Annotated in this window: 23 protein-coding genes; 15 read left to right on the top strand and 8 right to left on the bottom strand. The window is 33.8% G+C overall.

The genetic code is table 11. The features are described from left to right. The first annotated feature begins 21 nt into the window (after positions 1-21). The 5 genes from RBB48_RS13350 (at position 22) to RBB48_RS13330 (ending at position 4,768) form a co-directional block, all read left to right on the top strand. Positions 22-1,041, top strand: a complete 1,020-nt coding sequence (locus RBB48_RS13350) for a nuclease-related domain-containing protein (RefSeq protein ID WP_088064227.1) — start codon at positions 22-24, stop codon at positions 1,039-1,041. Between the two features lie 6 nt (positions 1,042-1,047). Beyond that, the gene (locus RBB48_RS13345; RefSeq protein ID WP_306007748.1) at positions 1,048-1,614 is read left to right on the top strand and encodes a hypothetical protein; all 567 of its coding nucleotides are present in this window, start codon (positions 1,048-1,050) and stop codon (positions 1,612-1,614) included. Between the two features lie 213 nt (positions 1,615-1,827). Then, entirely contained in the window at positions 1,828-3,555 is a 1,728-nt protein-coding gene (locus RBB48_RS13340; RefSeq protein WP_306007762.1) for an S-layer homology domain-containing protein, read from the top strand. A 212-nt stretch (positions 3,556-3,767) separates the two neighbouring features. Further along, a complete protein-coding gene (locus RBB48_RS13335) occupies positions 3,768-3,914 on the top strand; it encodes a BC1881 family protein (RefSeq protein WP_000644411.1) in 147 nt (48 codons plus the stop codon). Positions 3,915-4,012: 98 nt separating this feature from the next. Then, positions 4,013-4,768: a sulfite exporter TauE/SafE family protein gene (locus RBB48_RS13330; protein ID WP_306007747.1), complete on the top strand. Its 756-nt coding sequence runs from the start codon at positions 4,013-4,015 to the stop codon at positions 4,766-4,768. Positions 4,769-5,077: 309 nt separating this feature from the next. Here RBB48_RS13330 and RBB48_RS13325 read toward each other — a convergent pair whose 3' ends face one another. Next, positions 5,078-5,284, bottom strand: a complete 207-nt coding sequence (locus RBB48_RS13325; protein WP_000624203.1) for a DUF3903 domain-containing protein — start codon at positions 5,282-5,284, stop codon at positions 5,078-5,080. A 141-nt stretch (positions 5,285-5,425) separates the two neighbouring features. Here RBB48_RS13325 and RBB48_RS13320 point away from each other — a divergent pair, with 141 nt between their 5' ends. Beyond that, positions 5,426-5,839: an NUDIX hydrolase gene (locus tag RBB48_RS13320; protein ID WP_088064224.1), complete on the top strand. Its 414-nt coding sequence runs from the start codon at positions 5,426-5,428 to the stop codon at positions 5,837-5,839. A 12-nt stretch (positions 5,840-5,851) separates the two neighbouring features. Here the strand turns inward: RBB48_RS13320 and RBB48_RS13315 are convergent, their stop codons facing one another. Continuing rightward, complete coding sequence (locus RBB48_RS13315; protein ID WP_088064223.1) at positions 5,852-6,529, bottom strand: LrgB family protein; 678 nt, start codon at positions 6,527-6,529, stop codon at positions 5,852-5,854. After that, on the bottom strand, positions 6,526-6,891 hold the full coding sequence (locus RBB48_RS13310; protein ID WP_088608932.1) for a CidA/LrgA family holin-like protein: 366 nt from the start codon (positions 6,889-6,891) through the stop codon (positions 6,526-6,528). The genes RBB48_RS13315 and RBB48_RS13310 overlap by 4 nt, the downstream gene beginning before the upstream one ends. Positions 6,892-7,043: 152 nt before the next feature. Here RBB48_RS13310 and alsR point away from each other — a divergent pair, with 152 nt between their 5' ends. Continuing rightward, positions 7,044-7,949, top strand: a complete 906-nt coding sequence (gene alsR, locus RBB48_RS13305; protein WP_000423221.1) for an acetoin biosynthesis transcriptional regulator AlsR — start codon at positions 7,044-7,046, stop codon at positions 7,947-7,949. A gap of 63 nt (positions 7,950-8,012) precedes the next feature. Here alsR and RBB48_RS13300 read toward each other — a convergent pair whose 3' ends face one another. Then, the gene (locus RBB48_RS13300) at positions 8,013-8,612 is read right to left on the bottom strand and encodes a histidine kinase (protein ID WP_098082516.1); all 600 of its coding nucleotides are present in this window, start codon (positions 8,610-8,612) and stop codon (positions 8,013-8,015) included. Between the two features lie 174 nt (positions 8,613-8,786). On the opposite strand from RBB48_RS13300, the gene RBB48_RS13295 reads away from it, so the two are divergent. The 3 genes from RBB48_RS13295 to RBB48_RS13285 all read left to right on the top strand — a co-directional run bounded on the left by RBB48_RS13295 (position 8,787) and on the right by RBB48_RS13285 (position 11,301). Next, positions 8,787-9,332, top strand: coding sequence for an ABC transporter permease (locus RBB48_RS13295; RefSeq protein WP_097889936.1), 546 nt, complete (start codon positions 8,787-8,789; stop codon positions 9,330-9,332). Between the two features lie 120 nt (positions 9,333-9,452). Further along, positions 9,453-10,364 carry an ABC transporter ATP-binding protein gene (locus RBB48_RS13290; protein WP_142293479.1) on the top strand — a complete coding sequence of 304 codons (912 nt, stop codon included), beginning with the start codon at positions 9,453-9,455 and terminating at the stop codon, positions 10,362-10,364. Then, entirely contained in the window at positions 10,357-11,301 is a 945-nt protein-coding gene (locus RBB48_RS13285; protein WP_000482782.1) for an ABC transporter permease, read from the top strand. Before RBB48_RS13290 ends, RBB48_RS13285 begins: the two co-directional genes overlap by 8 nt. Positions 11,302-11,338: 37 nt before the next feature. Here RBB48_RS13285 and RBB48_RS13280 read toward each other — a convergent pair whose 3' ends face one another. Beyond that, positions 11,339-12,484, bottom strand: a complete 1,146-nt coding sequence (locus tag RBB48_RS13280; protein WP_097889933.1) for a M20 peptidase aminoacylase family protein — start codon at positions 12,482-12,484, stop codon at positions 11,339-11,341. Positions 12,485-12,572: 88 nt separating this feature from the next. Continuing rightward, positions 12,573-13,481 carry an EamA family transporter gene (locus RBB48_RS13275; RefSeq protein ID WP_087982059.1) on the bottom strand — a complete coding sequence of 303 codons (909 nt, stop codon included), beginning with the start codon at positions 13,479-13,481 and terminating at the stop codon, positions 12,573-12,575. Between the two features lie 331 nt (positions 13,482-13,812). On the opposite strand from RBB48_RS13275, the gene RBB48_RS31680 reads away from it, so the two are divergent. The 3 genes from RBB48_RS31680 to RBB48_RS13265 all read left to right on the top strand — a co-directional run bounded on the left by RBB48_RS31680 (position 13,813) and on the right by RBB48_RS13265 (position 15,271). Beyond that, positions 13,813-13,950, top strand: coding sequence for a peptidase T (locus RBB48_RS31680; protein ID WP_079999649.1), 138 nt, complete (start codon positions 13,813-13,815; stop codon positions 13,948-13,950). Positions 13,951-13,966: 16 nt separating this feature from the next. Further along, complete coding sequence (gene ccdA / locus RBB48_RS13270; RefSeq protein ID WP_001152685.1) at positions 13,967-14,674, top strand: cytochrome c-type biogenesis protein CcdA; 708 nt, start codon at positions 13,967-13,969, stop codon at positions 14,672-14,674. Positions 14,675-14,764: 90 nt separating this feature from the next. Beyond that, positions 14,765-15,271, top strand: coding sequence for a CcdC family protein (locus tag RBB48_RS13265; RefSeq protein ID WP_001028637.1), 507 nt, complete (start codon positions 14,765-14,767; stop codon positions 15,269-15,271). Between the two features lie 70 nt (positions 15,272-15,341). On the opposite strand, the gene RBB48_RS13260 is transcribed toward RBB48_RS13265, so the two are convergent. After that, positions 15,342-15,773 (bottom strand): DUF2621 domain-containing protein, encoded by a 432-nt coding sequence (locus tag RBB48_RS13260; RefSeq protein ID WP_000889390.1) that lies wholly within the window; start codon positions 15,771-15,773, stop codon positions 15,342-15,344. Positions 15,774-15,876: 103 nt separating this feature from the next. Continuing rightward, positions 15,877-16,173: a hypothetical protein gene (locus RBB48_RS13255; RefSeq protein ID WP_000262403.1), complete on the bottom strand. Its 297-nt coding sequence runs from the start codon at positions 16,171-16,173 to the stop codon at positions 15,877-15,879. 253 nt (positions 16,174-16,426) lie between these two features. Between RBB48_RS13255 and RBB48_RS13250 the strand changes: the two genes are divergently transcribed. Then, complete coding sequence (locus RBB48_RS13250; protein ID WP_097889932.1) at positions 16,427-17,005, top strand: AAA family ATPase; 579 nt, start codon at positions 16,427-16,429, stop codon at positions 17,003-17,005. Next, on the top strand, positions 17,002-17,574 hold the full coding sequence (locus RBB48_RS13245; RefSeq protein WP_088608927.1) for a DJ-1/PfpI family protein: 573 nt from the start codon (positions 17,002-17,004) through the stop codon (positions 17,572-17,574). The genes RBB48_RS13250 and RBB48_RS13245 overlap by 4 nt, the downstream gene beginning before the upstream one ends. Positions 17,575-17,583: the final 9 nt, after the last annotated feature.

The raw sequence follows: 17,583 nt of genomic DNA, 5'->3' as shown, positions 1-17,583 counted from the left end.
ATGGAATAAAGGAGTAAAGATATGGATTATGTGCTAATAGGTGTGATTTTATTATTATTAGCTGTAGTATTCGTGCTGTTCTATAAAAATAAACAGCTAGAATCAGAGAGTCAGCAAGTAGAATTTGAAAAGAAACAAGCAATTGAAACGTATGAAACTGAAATTGCAGCTACGGTTACAGAGCATAAAGAACAACAAAATACATTGAAAAATATGGAACAGAAGAAATACAATGATTTACAAATAAGTGCAGCTAGAGAACTTGAAAATATGCGTATGATGAAAAATCAATTAGCTATGCAACATAGTAAAGAACGAAGTGAAATACAAGAAAAACATAGTAACGAAATACACATGTTTCAAAAGTTAATTGCAAATTTGCGAGAGTATACGAAAAATGGAGCTGAAGTGAATACACACGAAACATTACATTATATGAAGCGTGGCTTCGTAGAGCAAGGCATAATACTAGACACTGAATTGCATATTATGCCAAATGTTTTTATTAGAAATCAGCATGGAGGAAATGATTGTCGCATTCATCATCTTGTCTTAAGTAAAACGGGTATGTATCTACTTGAGACGAAAGAATGGACAGGGAAATTAATTCATGGCTTAACGAAAGAAAATGCTAGTATATATTCATTTATGATTGATGAAATTGGCAAGTATCAACAAGAAGTAGAGAAAGAAGAGACATTTGAATGCGTTACAGGTGAAGATTCATTAACGATACAAGTGAAAAATGAAGGGAATCCAGTATATAGAGCGAAGAAATTATCTCATATTCTATACAATTGTTTAAAAGAAATACAAGTTGATATTGTAAAGGAAAAAGTAAAACCGATTGTATATTTTTATAATGAGAGTGGGAAAGAAGTGCTAGATCTGTCTGAAGAAAAAACGCCGAGATTAAAAGATAGAGAGCAAATTGTAACGTTCTTCAGAAATGAGATCTTAACAGGGAAAGTAATATATACAGATCAAGAGTTAGAAAAACTTCGAGAAATCATTAGCCGGATGAATTATAAAATAAATTAAAAAGAGGTGGGCTTTTTGAGTGCTATATTAAGGGGTATTTTGTATGTTTATGTTTGTTTGTATATACTAATGTATCTTGCGTTTATGTTTGTTATTGATGTGGTTCATATGTCAGTAAGTGTAAAAAGTATGTTTGTAGTAGTCATGCCATTTGCTATATTAGTCGTAATTCAAAAGTTCGTCTTACGTACTTCTGTAAATCATAATACAGAAAAAAAGCAAATGCTAGGTGTAATGATAGTAGGTTGTATTCTATTGATAGTGTGCACTGCGCAATTAAGTATGAATACATACACCTCTAAGTTTAATCAAGATCAGTGGTTACATGCTGAAGAGAAACGGGTACATATGGTAGATGATCTAATGCAAAAATATAAATTAACAGGGAAGTCAAATGAAGAAATCACAAAATTATTAGGAACGCCTACTGAAACGAGAAATGGAGAAGAAGGGATTACCACTTCGTACTATCTTGGAAATGAACGTGGCTTTATTTCAATAGATAGTGAACAGCTTGTTTTACAATTTGATAGAGATGGTAGAGTTATGGAATATAAGGTGCATAGAGGTTAAAGAAATGTAGAGGGAAGCTATATATTATAGCTTCTTTTTATATTCCAATATAGTAAATGTAGGCAAATAGTAGTCATTCCTATCTATACGAATCGGAATGAGTCTGTTATATTGTAAATGGTTATGTAGTTTAATAGTTTACTAGATGTCCTATATTTTGGTTGAGGAGGGGGAAATTAACACGAATTTAATTATGGCGTGTTAAGTATTATGATGAAAAAAAGATTTTATAATGTTTTAGCTGCATCGATTGTATTTAGCGTGGTAACGATTCCGAATTATTCCTATGCTAATGAGTTGGAAAAAACTGTAGCGGTTTCACCTGATGAACAAGCTTTAAAAAGTATTGAAAACCATATGAAAGAGGAAGATGGTCGAGGAGAAGATAAAGGAGTAAAAAATGAAGTGCAAGGCGAATTTCTTGTACAAATAGTGAAAGAAGTACCTTTATATGATTCTAGTAATTTTCAAAAAGAGACAGGGGTTCACATTTCGAATCAAGTTGTAAAAGCTGAGAAGAGAAAAGGAAACGCTTACTATGTTCGGACTTCATCTGGAACTGGATGGATAGAAAATAGTGAGGGGAATGTAGAGGTTAAAGAATTTCACCCTTTATTAAGTGAAAAGTTGGTTATTAATGAAGTAACCTCTACTTACTCTGAACCATTTACTTCATACAAAGAAGAAAATGTATTGGAGCCACAAAATATTCAAGCAATTGGACAGGCCGGAGAATGGTTCCAAGTAAAAATAAATGATGAGATAAAATGGATTTATTCACCTTCAGCAAAATTTGAAGGAACAAAAGCTTCAATTATTCAAGAGGCAACACCAGCACGTACAAAACGTGCAGCAGTTATGTATGCTGCACCAATAGAAGAGAAAACAACGGATATTTATGGTGTAACTTTAAAAGAAATGATTGTACCGAAAGGAAATGAAAATATCCGTCCCGGTTATGCGATGAAGCCGGAGTATATTACGATTCATGAGACAGATAATTACAGTGTTGGGGCAAATGCTAAAAACCATGCAATATATTTATATAACCAAGCAACGGGAACGGAAGATCGTTCAGCGTCATGGCACTTTACGGTAGACGATAAAGAAATTTACCAACATCTTCCATTAAACGAAAATGCTTGGCATGCAGGAGATGGAGCAGAAGGAACTGGAAATCGAGAATCAATTGCGATTGAAATTGCTGTAAACGAAGATGGTGATTATAATAAAGCTGTTGAAAATGCTCGTAAATTAACAGCTTACTTAATGGGAGAATTACATATTCCTTTAGAAAATGTGAAGAAACATCAATTCTGGAGTGGAAAGAATTGTCCGGCTATTATGATTAAAAATAATGCGTGGGAACCATTCTTACAAGGAACAAAGGTTTATTATGATGCGAACCATAAAGATGATATAACAGGTGGTTGGTACGAAGCAGACATTCGTGAATTAGATAAACGAGGCATTATGATTGGGGATGGGAAAGGTTCTTATTGGCCAGAGCGTCTTGTCACACGTGGCGAATTTGCGAATTTAATTTCAAGATCATTACAGTTACCTGAAGGATCATCGAATTTTAATGATTTAAATACAGCACATCCATCGCTAATAGATGGTATTAATCGTGCAGCAACTGCCGGGATAATAAGTGGTAGAGGAAATGGGACGTTTGCTCCAAATGATACGATTAAACGAGATGAAGCTGTTATCATGATTGATCGTGCACTGCAATATAAAAAAATTAAAGGTAACTTAGTTCCGTTACCATTCTCGGATCAAGATTTAGCATATGATAAACAAGCTGTACAACGTGTTTATGGATTAGGTATTGTAAAAGGAAATGAAAATAATGAATTTATGCCGAAAGGTTCTGCAACGCGTGGAGAATCGGCAGCATTTATTAATAGAATGTTAAAAGTAATAGAAAGTAAATAATAAAAAAGCACTCGCTTTTGCGAGTGCTTTTTTATTTTTCAATATGTTACGGAAGGGAGAGAAGGATTTTGAGTGGAATAAGGAATGAAAGCGGAGGTGATGCATATATATGGATGCATTGGGTTGTTTTTATCTCGCTATTTGCGGGCAATAAGACTCCCACTTCAAAGTTTCACTTTATCATATTGTATAAATGAAAAGGAGGTAAGACGGTGAAAGCAATCCCGACTGATGTCCTGAGTAAAGAATTAATGGAAAGAGAAGGAGTTATATCTATTACAGTAAAGGAATTTGAAAAGATAGAAGTAGCCGGAGTAGTAGTCGCTGGTCCGGCAGTTATTTTGATTAATCAAGATTAAGTACATATTATTGAAATAAAAAGCATCCATCTAGGATGCTTTTTATTTGTATACAAGGAAGAATATGATGGATAATTGCTTTACTGGAGGGAAAGTCTGTGGCAATTATTATAACGATGTTAGTAATGGGAGTTTTATTAGGATTTGTTGGAGCAGGGGGAGCTGGTTTTATTATCGCAATACTCACTTTAGTATTCCACATTCCTATTCATGTTGCGCTTGCAACGTCTTTAACTGCAATGGCATTTACGACATTATCTGGGGTTATAAGTCATTATCGTGAAGGAAATGTTGTAGTTACTATAGGAGGGATTGTTGGTGGATGTGGAGCACTTGGTTCTTATATTGGTGCAAAGCTTGGTTCACTTATACCACCGCATCTTCTTCATTGGTTTACAGCTGGGATGTTATTTTTATCTGCAATTTTTATGTTTGTTAAATTAATTAAGTTTCAAAATAGGGAAGAACTACTTTTAGCAGAAATTAAAGATTTTTCGAAAGAAAATATAATGAAATGTATATGTCTCGGATTAGTCACTGGAATGATGGCTGGTTCATTTGGGATTGGTTCTGCACCATTTATTCAACTTGGATTAATGGCTCTATTAGGATTAACAATCCAGCAATCTGTAGGAACAACAATGCTTGTCATATTGCCGATTGCGATTGGAGGTGGGCTAGGATATAGTTCAGAAGGCTACCTAGATTATATACTGTTATTGCAAGTATTAATGGGCACGATGTTAGGAGCGTATATCGGGGCGAAGTTTACAAATTATGCACCACGTATGCTTTTGAAGCTTTCAATGATTATGACACCAGTTGTAGCTGGATGTATGTTATTGATGGAATAAAAATAATATAGCAAACTAATATGTTTTACGAATGAATTATGTAAGTAATTCATATTTCCCATATAAAAGGATTTACTTTAATATAATGAGTGTAAAGTTCGAGTATTCGAAGTACTACTTGAATTATATCCCTATCCCTTTTCTAAAAATGCGAACAAGTTTTGCCCTATTCTATTCAATAATTAATTGCATAGAAATATATTGTTCGATGACCATTATGGAACGTACATAATGGGAAAATCCCGATCCTTAAAGAGGATGCCCCTAATCTTCATGTGAAAATATGATCGGATAAGAAAGCTGACCAATTTATGGTCGGCTTTCTTTTTGTTCAAAAGTTATTTCTTCTTTAATTTCTGTTTGCAATAATAAAGCTTTTCCGAAACGACGTTTACATTCCGCACGCACTTTTTCAATGGCTAGTAGCTGAGTAGTGGCGGGAACTGTTACGATAGCTTGGCGTGGTTTTCGATTTTCTTCACAAAAGACACATTCCACAACATATTTAGAAATCATATTTTCATCCTTCCGTTTTTAATTTCTAAGAAGGGATTGTCTATGAAGTTAATGTGATTTTTCGTCATTAGTTTACTTTTTTCCTCCTTTTTCAAGGAGAAAATGATAAAAAAGGTGAATTTTTGTAGGGGAGGGATGTATATGGAAAGATGGATAGGTTGTGCAGCAGTATGTATAAATGAAAAAAATGAAGTTTTAATGGTGTTGCAAGGGCAAAAGGGTGAAGAAAAAAGGTGGTCTGTTCCAAGTGGAGGGCTTGAAAAGGGAGAGACACTAGAAGAATGTTGTATTCGAGAAGTTTGGGAAGAAACAGGTTACAATGTGGAAGTTGTAAAGAAAATATACGAAAAAGAAGGTATTACATATGGGGTTCCTGTATACATTCATTATTATGTCGTTAAAAAAATAGGCGGTAGTATGAAAATCCAAGATCCTGATGAGTTAATACATGAAATTGCTTGGAAGAGGATAGATGAAATGAAGGAATTAACGCTATCTTTCCCGGAGGATTATGAGGTTTTAAATAAATATATAAATAAAAAAGCGAGTGTTTAAACACTTGCTTTTTCAATGTATCCACGACAAGAAAAGCGGAACGATAACTAAACTAGCTCCTGCTGTTAAAAGCATAGATAAACTTGCAATGGTTCCTTCTACAGGGCCGATTTCGAATGCTTTTGATGTACCGGTTCCATTTGCGCTAGTGCCTAACATAATGCCTTTTGCGAGCGCTGTTTTAATACGGCATATACGTATGAGAGCAGGTCCGAGCAATGCTCCTGTTAACGCAGTTAAAACAACAAATACAGCTGTTAATTGTGACATACCACCGATCATTTCTGAAATGGCCATTGCAATTGGTGTCGTTACAATATGAGGCGCTAAACTATGTTCTAACGATGAATCAATTTGAAAATAATTAGCTAGTAGTGCTGAAGTAATAACTGATAAAAATGAGCCGACAATGACATTAAGTAAAATAGCTATTCCATGTTTCTTGAGTAAATCAAAGTATTTATAGATTGGCCATGCGAAAGCAACTGTTGCAGGCTTTAATAATTCTGTTAACCATTGACCACCTGTTTCATATGTTTCATAAGTTGTGTCTAGTCCGAGTAATAAAGCAATTAAAATAATAGGGCAGACGAGAAGAGGAGAAAGTAAGCTCCAATTCCAGCGTTGATACATTTTCTTCGATATCCAATATGTGAATAGTGTTAATAGTAAACAAAGAAAGCCGATCATTGTGTTGATCCTTTCCGCTTTAGTAGCAATTCTGTTAGGAGTCCTGTAGCGAGAGTGACACAAAGTGTACTAATCATAATAATTAAAATGAGATCGATTCCATATTGTGATAGTGTATCTTTGTAGCGTATGACAGCGACTGCAGAAGGAATGAAAAATAAAATAAGTTCTTTTAATAAAAAGTCTGCTCCGTCCTGTACCCACTCTTTTTTCACTAGGTTAAATTTTAATGAAATTAACAATAAAAAAATACCGAGTATACTTCCTGGAACTGGGAGGTGTGCCTGTTTTGCAATCCATTCACCTGTCCAAGCGAAACAAAATAATAATAAAATTTGTCCGCTTAATTTCCACCATTTCATACAGTACCCACCTCTTTCTTTTTTTACATAAAAATTGTAAAAAAGAATTAACAATTTCTACTATACGTTCATTCGAAAAATTTGTCTAATATATAAATTATATGTTATTAATATATTAGATGTATTAATTGAAAGTGAAAAGGGTGTCCAAAATGGAATTACGGCATTTGCAATATTTTGTTGTAGTGGCAGAGGAGTTACACTTTGGACGAGCAGCTGCTCGTTTACAAATGACACAACCACCGCTTAGTCAACAAATTCAGCAATTAGAAAAAGAAATGGGAGTTATGTTATTTTCAAGAACGAAGAGAAAAGTTGAATTAACAGAAGCTGGAGAAATGTTTTTAAAAGAAGTAAAAAAAGCGTTCGAACAAATTGATAAAGCAGTAGAAGTTGCACAAAGTGCCCAAAGGGGAGAAGTGGGATCACTTTCAATTGGTTTTGTAGGTGCGGCGATATATGATATTTTACCATCTATCGTAAGGGAGTATAGAAAGAAATTTCCGAGAGTGTCTGTTGCATTACATGAACTGTCAACACCGGATCAGGTGCATGCACTTCACGATAACCGTATTGATATTGGCTTTTTGCGTCCGCCAATTCCAACGCAATTACTAGAGTTAGAACCAATTCAAAAGCTTTCTTGTACGTTATGTTTACCGAAGGCACATCCACTTGCTGAAAAGGATGAAATACATATTGAAGATTTAAGAGACGAACCGTTCGTATTTATTACGAGACCGGTATGGCCAGCGTTATACGATACAATTTTATCACTTTGCCGCGACGTAGGATTTAGTCCACACATTGTACAAGAAGCAACGGAATATCAAACAGTTATGGGACTTGTAGCGGCAGGAATCGGAATTACGGTAATACCTGTATCGGCGAATAAATTGTATAAAACCGAAGTCGTATATAAAGAGTTATGTGATTCTAATTTTGTTGCAGAAATGTCAGTAGCGTACAAAAAAATGAATACTAATCCAGAACTTTTAGAGTTTTTGAAAATTGCAAGAGAGAAGAAAAGAATAGAAGTTGAGGATGAGATTAATTAATTTGTTAAAAAGTACACCTCGTTAAACACTAAAGCGGAAATGCAATATAATTGCATTTCCGCTTTAGTGTTCTTTTTTTAGTTCTATACTAAAGAGATAAACATGTTCGTTTTTTTGTAATAGTTGGTCAATAGCAGTTTTTTCCTCAAGCATTGGAATTCTTACGGTTTCTTTATTCGTTTTTATTATAGCCGCTAAAGTCGTCTTTTGATTGTATGTTAAGTTTATAGCAGATTGAAGAGTAGTAGAGGTAGAGCTATTTATGATTGGAGGTGCTTCTTCAGGAGCGAGCATGGAACTACCTTCAATATTAACATACCAATGTTTTTGCACTTGTACATCTTTATCGAGTTGGGATTGAGGTGGTAAAAAAGAAAGCTTTACTTTCTTTTTTTGAAAATGGGAGGTAGCTATATTCGCAATTACGTTTGTTTTTTTACCATTTTGATAATAATCAATTGTAGCATGTATTTCATCTTTTTCATTTTTTAGGGTAACGTTATAAAACATGCTGTCTCCTTCTTGAAAAGGAGTCATTTGTAAAATAGAAGATTGCTCTTCTGTTAATTTGTATGGCTCAACAATGGCGATCTCATTGTTTTTAAGTGAGCTACAACTTGTGAGAAATAATAAAAATAAGATTGATAGTAATTTTATGCGCATGCAACCCCCTCTTTTTTACAATTATATTCTGAATATGATTTATTTTCCATTTTATTTTCTAGGACTAAAGACTTAGAAAAAATTCAGATTGTAGTGCGATGTTTAAAATGTCATATTTTTATACACTAGTAGTATAGAATGAGTATGGTATGAAGTAAGGTAGGGGAAGAACATATGTCTTTATGTCAGTTAGTGAGAAAAAATATAAGAACATTTGCTGCCAAAAGGATGAAGCAATTCATGTGGGTTGCTATGAGTACTATGATTTTATTTTTTATGATATCGCTCCAATTTAATGAAGGAGCTATTGGGAAATTAGAGACTACACTTTTATTTCAAATGAGCTTTTACATGCTGTTTATTGTATTCATTTTTATTTGTATTTTTACTACATATAAAATAACGTTTTCTCTTCTGCAAGTGAGGAAAGAGGAAATTAAATCTTATGTAGCAGAGAGTAGGAAGAGAAATGACGTACTATGTTTATTATGTCAGGAGCAATTATTTATTTATGGAGCAGCGTTTGTTTTTGGATTAGTGAATGGGATGTTATTTTTGAAATTATTTACGATTATCTTTATGAAAATAGCAGGAATACAAGGGATAAATAGTGCACCGATTACAATATATGCAATAGTAGTTGTTAGTATAATTATGATTGTGGTCGTCCTATTATCGATGATGCAATGTTTTCGATTTGTTCAAAGTTTACAAGATTAAAATTCGTTTTAATTTAAGGAAAAGGCATGAGAAATCATGCCTTTTCTTATTTTACACATAAAAATAATCATGTTAAAGTGTAAAGACCTGACAAAGAATGGGAAGGAAAGGTTGTATAGTATGACAAATGAACAATCAATTGTAAAGGTTGAGCGGTTAACGAAGCGAATCGGTTCAAAGACACTTGTAGAAAATATTAGTTTCGAAGTTAAAAAGGGTGAAGTAGTTGGCTTGCTCGGACCAAATGGTGCTGGAAAAACGACTTTAATGAGAATGATGGTCGGCATGATTCGTATGACAGAGGGTGAAGTTTGGATTGACGGTCAATCTGTAAAAAAGCAATTTGAAAGTACTGCTGCGAAAATTGGAGCAGTAATTGAGACACCGGAATTTTATCCTTTTTTGAGCGGCTATGAAAATTTAACATATTTCGGACGAATGAATGGTAACGTGACGGAAGAACGTATCGATGAAGTAGTGAAATTGTTAGGGATGGGACAAGTAATTGACCGAAAAGTAAAAGCATATTCACTCGGCATGAGACAACGTTTAGGAATTGCTCAAGCGCTTATTCACGATCCAGATGTATTAATATTAGATGAACCAACGAATGGATTAGATCCTAGTGGAATACATGAAATGAGAATGTACATAAAGAAAATTGCACATGAACAAGGGAAAGCGGTACTTGTATCTAGTCACTTACTTTCAGAAGTTGAATTAATGTGTGATAGAGTTATCATTATTCAGCATGGAGAATATGTGGCGACGCAAAATATTCAGCATAATCAAAGAGAAGAGATGGAGACAATCCGTATACGTGTAGATGATGCGAATAAAGCAGCAGAAATGTTAGACCAAGATGTTTTAATAAAAGGTAATGATCTACTTATTCATGTAAAAGATGAAGAAATCCCAAATGTTATTCGTATATTGCTTGAGAAAAATATTCAAGTGTATCGTGTATATGAAGAAAGAAAAACGTTAGAAGAGCAATTTTTAGAATTAACAGGGGGAAAAGATATTGTTTAATTTAGTGTATAACGAACTGTATAAAATATTTAAGCGAAAGCGAACGATTATTCCCTTTGCAGTTATTGCAGTATTAATAATTGGATTAGGGTGGGTTACGGTAAAGTATTTAGAACCGGAAACAAAAGGATGGAAAGCCGATTATACAGAACGAACTGTAGAAATAGAGAAAAAGCTAGGTATGAAAAAAGAAGCTATATTAGCAGAACGATCTGGGGACGAGCTTGTAAAGGAATATCAGCTTAAGATGAAGCATTTAGATACAGATACAGCACCGGCAAGCAGTTCTCCGCTTTCTTTCATGAGAGATACAGGTTTTATCGTATTTCCAATATTGCTCCCATTTATCCTCGTGTATGCAAGTACAATTTTTGCGAATGAATATAGCTGGGGAACATATAAATTTTTAACGATACGACCAGCGAGTCGATTTAAAATTTTGACAGCTAAATTTTTAGCAATTGTGATATTTGCAGCGTTATTGTTTATATTTAATATGATTTTCTCCACTTTATGTGGACTTGTTATTTATAAATTCCAACAGCCTGCATGGAGCGAGCTTATTTTCCAAGATGGAAATATTATAAAACAAAATATTTTTGTGGAAGCTAGTAAGTATTATATCTTATCGTGGTTGCCGACGATTGTGTACGCAGCGTTTGCATTTATGATTTCTGTATTAACAAGATCTAGTGGAGGCGCGATTGGTATTTCACTATTTCTTGCTTTATCAGGAAATATTGCATTATTAGCAGCGACTAGATATGATTGGGCGAAATATTTATTGCCAGCAAACACAGATTTATACAGTATTTCAAAGAATGGAAGTTTTATTGATGGAGTAACATTCCCGTTTGCTTCATGTATGTTATTACTATATTTATTTGTATTTTTAAGCATTTCCTATACAGTATTTTTAAAACGCGATTTAACTTAAAAAAGGAGCCGTTAAGTATTTCTTAACGGCTCCTTTTTTATGCAAATTGTTTAAGTGCTTTTTCAGCTAACAAAGCGAAGTATTCTGCACTTATAGGTAATGCTTGCTCATCTACTGTAAAAGCTGGATGATGCCATTCATGTGTACCACTCGTTCCCATAAAAACGAATGAACCAGGTATTTCTTGTTGATAAAAAGAAAAATCTTCTCCGGCCATTGACGGGGTAGGAGAGATGATATTTAAATTCATTTTTTCAGCAACTTGAGAGGATAAGTTTGTTAAAGATGTATCGTTATGAACAGCAGGAGGACCTGCATAAAAACGAAATTCTGTTTTTACACCTAATGCATCAGAAACTCCTTGAATAATACGTTTCATTAGTGCAGGAATCTTTTCACGTGTTTCAGTTTGGAATGTACGTACAGTTCCTTCCAGCGTTGCTTTTTCAGGAATTACGTTCCACGTATTTCCTGAATGGATGTTTGTGACACTGACGACGGCATTATGTGAAGAGCTTATATTTCGGCTTACAATTGTTTGGAGTGCCATCACGATTTGAGAGGACGCGACAATAGGGTCTACCCCAGCATCAGGTACAGCTGCATGTGTACCAACTCCGTGAATTTTAATTTCAAATCGATCGACCCCGGCCATCAGTGGACCATCTTTAATACCGATTGTACCTACTGGTAAATCAGGTTTATTATGCATACCGAAAATAGCTTGCACGCCATGTAAATGCCCGGCTTCAATTATTTTGCGAGCACCATTGCTACTTTCTTCAGCTGGTTGGAATATAAAGCGTACAGTTCCGCTAAGAGAAGATTCTTTTTCTTTTAATAAATAAGCGGCACCTATAATAGCAGCTGTATGAAAATCATGCCCACAAGCATGCATTTTACCGGGAATTTTTGAAGCGTACGGTAAATGTGTTTCTTCTTGAATAGGAAGGGCATCAATATCAGCACGGATTGCTATAATTGGTCCGCTATTATTCCCTGAAATTTCAGCAATAACGCCTGTTTCTAAACTAGAATTTATAATCGTAATGTTTTTCTCTTCTAACCAATTTTTTATAGTCTTCGTCGTTTCAAATTCTTCGTATGATAATTCTGGATGCTCATGTAAATTTCGACGAATAGAAATTAGCATCTCAGTTAATTGCTCTAGATTTGCTGCCACGTATAATGCCTTCTTTCTTAATTAATGTATTTACATTAATTATACAATAAGAAAAGAGAGGATTCTCAAATGAAAATCCTCTCTCGTTTTATGCTGCCAATTTTTTGTGTGTATGATGTTTATGATAACGCCCACGCATTGCATAGGCAATTTGCGGGATTGCAATACCGATTAAAATAAGTGATACACCGATCCATTGTGAAGATAGCACCGCTTCTTTTAAAACGAATACAGACATAATTGTTGTAACTGGTAGTTCTGCTGCACCAAGAATAGTCGCTAAGCCAGAACCGATCTTTGGAATACCGATTGTAAAGGCGATAGAAGGAATGACGATACTAAATGTTCCTAATCCTAAACCGTATTTCCAAAGTCCTTCAGAAATTGCACCGCTAAAAATAAATGTTGGCGGGAATACGATCATTACTAAAGTTAAAGCGCCAGTCATTAAGAGAACACCGCGCGGTAATGAAGGTACTTCAACAGCAACTTTTCCGCTCACGAAAATGTATGTTGCGAATGTAACAGCAGATAATAAACCTAGTATGATTCCAGTCATATCGAAATCACCTGCTGATTTTTCTAGTAAACCACTTGATAAAAATGTACCTGCAAGTAAGAAAATAACGGAAATAACCTTTTCTCTTGAAGGTAATGTTTTTGTTGCGACTGCTTCAATAATAATTCCGACCCAAACGAATTGGAATAAAAGTATAATTGCAATAGATGCTGGTACAGTTTTTAATGAAGCATAATAAAAAATTCCAGTAAAACTTGCAGATGTACCTGCAACGAATAAAATTAACGCTTGTTTTAATGGAACACGATGTCTAGAAAATAGAAGAGTAATAGCAAGCAAAATAATCCAACCGAACAAATATTGGCTGCCAATTACCTCTCCAAGTGAAAATCCTTCTGCATAGGCAAGTTTAACGAAAATAGCTAAAATCCCATAACTACACGCTCCTAATAAAACTAAAAGAGAATAACGAAGCATGAAAAATTCCTCCCATCTATATGAAATTGTTCCTAACGGACATATATAACTAGAGGGAAGTATACAAAATTAAAAATAAAGGGTCAAATAAAAGAAAAGTGTGACATTTTATAGAATAATAATAAAAGTATGATATTTATGCATAATCTTGAAATTAGTAATAATAAAAGTATTGTAAAATCAGCTTCGTATTGTATAAAGACAGCATTTGAAAAAAATATTTTTTAGGGATATAGAAGGGTAGTCCATTATAGTGTGCTAATCATTTGAGAAACTATGTTACCTTTGTTATGTTAATAACAATTAGAGAAGTTTCTTAGTCCAATTAAGATTGTTCTATATAATAGAAGGAAATGAAAACGTTTTATTAGAAACTGTTTGTAAGGGTAGTTTTTCTTATTATCACGTTGTTAAAGTGAGTTCACGAATTGTTCATAGTATTTTTATGTGTTTTTGCTACAATATGTAAGGAGAGGAGTGGAATCATGCAAGATATTAGTATTTTTTTAGCGTTTGGCGCTGGATTTTTATCATTTATTTCCCCATGTTGCTTACCGCTTTATCCGGCATTTTTATCGTACATAACAGGTATGTCGGTTTCTGAGTTGAAAGAAGAAAATGCAATGCTTCGCAAAAGAAGTATGATACATACAGCGTTTTTCTTACTTGGATTTTCAATTATATTTATTGCAATTGGATTTGGTACAAGTTTTATTGGAGGCATCTTTACAAATTATAAAGATTTAATTAGACAGTTAGGTGGTATATTTATCATCGTGTTCGGTCTTATTATTGTCGGTGTGTTTAAGCCAAAGTTTTTAATGCAAGACCGTAAATTTACGTTTAAAAATCGTCCGAGTGGCTATTTGGGATCCGTTCTAATTGGGTTGGCCTTTGCTGCAGGATGGACACCATGTACTGGACCTATTTTAGTGTCTGTAATTGGATTAGCTGCAACAAATCCAGAATCAGCAATGATTTATATGATAGCATACATACTTGGGTTTGCTATCCCATTTTTCGTACTATCATTCTTTATTACGAAAATGTCTTGGATTAAAAGAAATAGTATGAAATTCATGAAGATTGGAGGATATGTTATGATTGTCATGGGTATCTTCCTATATTTCAACTGGATGACGAAAATTATCGTATATTTCTCAAGTTTATTTGGTGGTTTTACCGGTTTTTAGTATTATTCTGTGAAAATGTTGGAAATACTAACGGAAAAGCATATAATGAAAGTATATTTTGCATATAGCCACAAAAAAGGATGAGAAAATATGAACATAGTTGTTTTATCCAGTATCGTTGCTGTTTGTATGGCTGTTGGTGCGATGTTTATTCGTTTAAAAGCAGCTAAGAAACCGGCAACATTGAAAAAAATTATACTCCCACCATTTTTTATGAGCACGGGAGCGTTGATGTTTGTTTTTCCTGAATTTCGATTAACTCCAGCAGAAATGTTAGAAGCAATTGGCGTCGGTTTGTTTTTCTCTATTTTTCTTATTAAAACATCTAAATTTGAAATTAGAGGACAAGAGATTTATTTGAAGCGTTCAAAAGCATTTGTTTTTATATTAATTGGATTACTTGTCGTGCGGATTGTATTTAAAACATACTTAAGTCAATCTCTTGATTTAGGACAACTTAGTGGCATGTTCTTCTTACTGGCGTTCGCGATGATTGTGTCATGGAGAATTGCTATGTACCGTTCCTTTACGAAATTACAGAAGGAAATGGAAAAAGAAGATGGTTTTTATAATGAAAAAGATATGAAATTAACTTAAAAACTGTATATGTATAAAATAAAAAGACAGCGTCAAAGGCGCTGTCTCTTTTATTGAAAATAATGTGAAGTTATTTTGCGAGTAAAGACTTATAGTTTGAATAATCAATCTCTTTTTCTTGTAGTTTTTTTACTAAAAATTTATGATCACGCTTCGGTGTAGCAATAATATATCCTTTGATAATTAAATCTTGTGTAATTTGAGAGGCTTTTTCTTGTAATGCCAGTTCTCCGATTTTGCCAGCAATTTTTGATTTAGCAACATCGCGAAATAGTTCTGGAACAGGACTTACGAGCTCTTCTAACAATTGTTTTTGTTCTTCATCCCATAAATGTCTAGTTTTATTAATATAGTGCTCTTCCCAATCTAAAATGGACATACCATCTTCTTTAGGTAATCGTTTTAGGAATTTTCTGAACATAAAGTATCCACCGATAGACATAAGTCCTAATAAAATAACAGTCCATAGCACTATGAACCAACTGAACCATCCTTCGAGCAAGCTTATCCCCCCTTAATGATTGCGGTTTTCTTTTATTCATATTATAAACAGTGATATTCATAGAAAGCAAGAACGCCTGGTCAATTTGACCAAGCGTTATCATTTAAACAAAGTATAGTTGTTCAACACATAAATTATTATTATCATCTTCTACATATTCAATGATTAATGTGCCAACTTTACGATCTTTATCTTCAGTTGTGAAAATAGAGTAAGAAGTAAAACGTGCTGTTGATAGGCCGCTTATATGTGTAGGTAAAGAAATGTAGTCGTTATCGCGGAAGAATTCCATCAGTTCAATATCTTCAAATTCTTTTCGATCAACTTGTTTGTTTGTATAGCGGCGTTGAAGTTGTTTTAAAGACTCATTCCAAGAAATTGCTTTTGTATCGTATACCATTGTTCTATCTCCTTACTGTATGTAATCATTAAGAACATACGTTCTAAATTAGTATACTCTTTTTATTAGAAAAGGGAAAGCAAAAAATAATGTAAGCTTGGATTTCCAAGCTTACATTATTGATGCGTCCGTCATAATCTCTATTTTTATTATAAGTTAGATAAGATTAAGAAACAAGATGATATATATTCTGTTTATAGTTTTCAAAATTCTGTATATTATAGGTGTACTAAAGTGCAAGGGAATGAGAGGAATGGCATATGTAATTTCACTCCAAGGACCGATGGCAAGTGGGAAAACAACATTGGCTATAAGGTTAGAGCGATGTGGATTTTCAATTATATATGAAAATCCATATCCAATTGTAGAAAAGAGAAAACAATTAAATTTGGATATGAATTCAAAAGAAGGGTTTATTATAAATCAAAAAATGTTCATGGAAGCAAAAATAAAGGAGTTTCAAAATGTGAAAGATTCAGTCGTGATTTTTGATCGCGGACCAGAAGATATTGAATTTTATACACTCTTTTATCCGAAAATGATAGGGAAAGAGTGGGATATAGAAACAGAATTAAAAGATGAATTGTATAAATTAAGAGAATGCTGTTCGGATGCAATTTTTTATTTAGATGTTACGAAAAAGAATGTATATGATAGAAAAAATAATGATAGGACAAGAAACCGCAGTACATTTGAAGAACTATTTAAATTAGTAGAAACTGAAAAAGAATGGTATAAACAATTTCCTGTAACTTATGTGGACACGAATACATTAACAGTGGATGAGTTAGAAGCATATTTTATGGGCTGGTTAAAGGAGAAAGGACTATGAAAAAAATATTATTATTCGTATACCCAACATTTGCGGAGTTTGAAATTACAGTAGCAACAGCATTGTTGAAAAAGAAATATGAAATCATTACTGCGGGCTTAACAAAAGAGTTGATTATAAGTGAAACAGGATTGCAAGTACAACCGCATATAGAATTAAGTGAAGTGCGTGTAGATGAATATGAGGGGATTATGATTCCAGGGGGAGACGCAGTACATATGAAAGACGCAGATATTCTCTTTTCAGTCATTCGCCAATTTTCTGAAAAAGTAAAATTAGTAGCTGCGATTTGTGCTGGACCGTATGCGATAGCAAAAGCAGGCTTATTCAAAGACATCTCGTATACAGTGACTATGGATTATAAAAAATTAGATTGTTTTCCAGTAGAAAATTTTGTGTATGAAGAAGTTGTGCGACACTCAAATATTATTACAGCACAGGGGCATGCATTTGTACCATTCGGAATAGCGGTTGCTTCTTATTTTGGAGTAGCGAACGAACATAATATAAATTTTTACGGTGGTAAGGGCAATATGATGCTGGAGAAACTTTTACATGAGAATGTATAAAAGCTAGCA

Source organism: Bacillus sp. MMSF_3353, assembly GCF_030733445.1.
Lineage (GTDB): Bacteria > Bacillota > Bacilli > Bacillales > Bacillaceae_G > Bacillus_A > Bacillus_A wiedmannii.
Note: the sequence above shows the minus strand (reverse complement) of the source record. Positions and strands in the feature narration are given on the sequence as shown.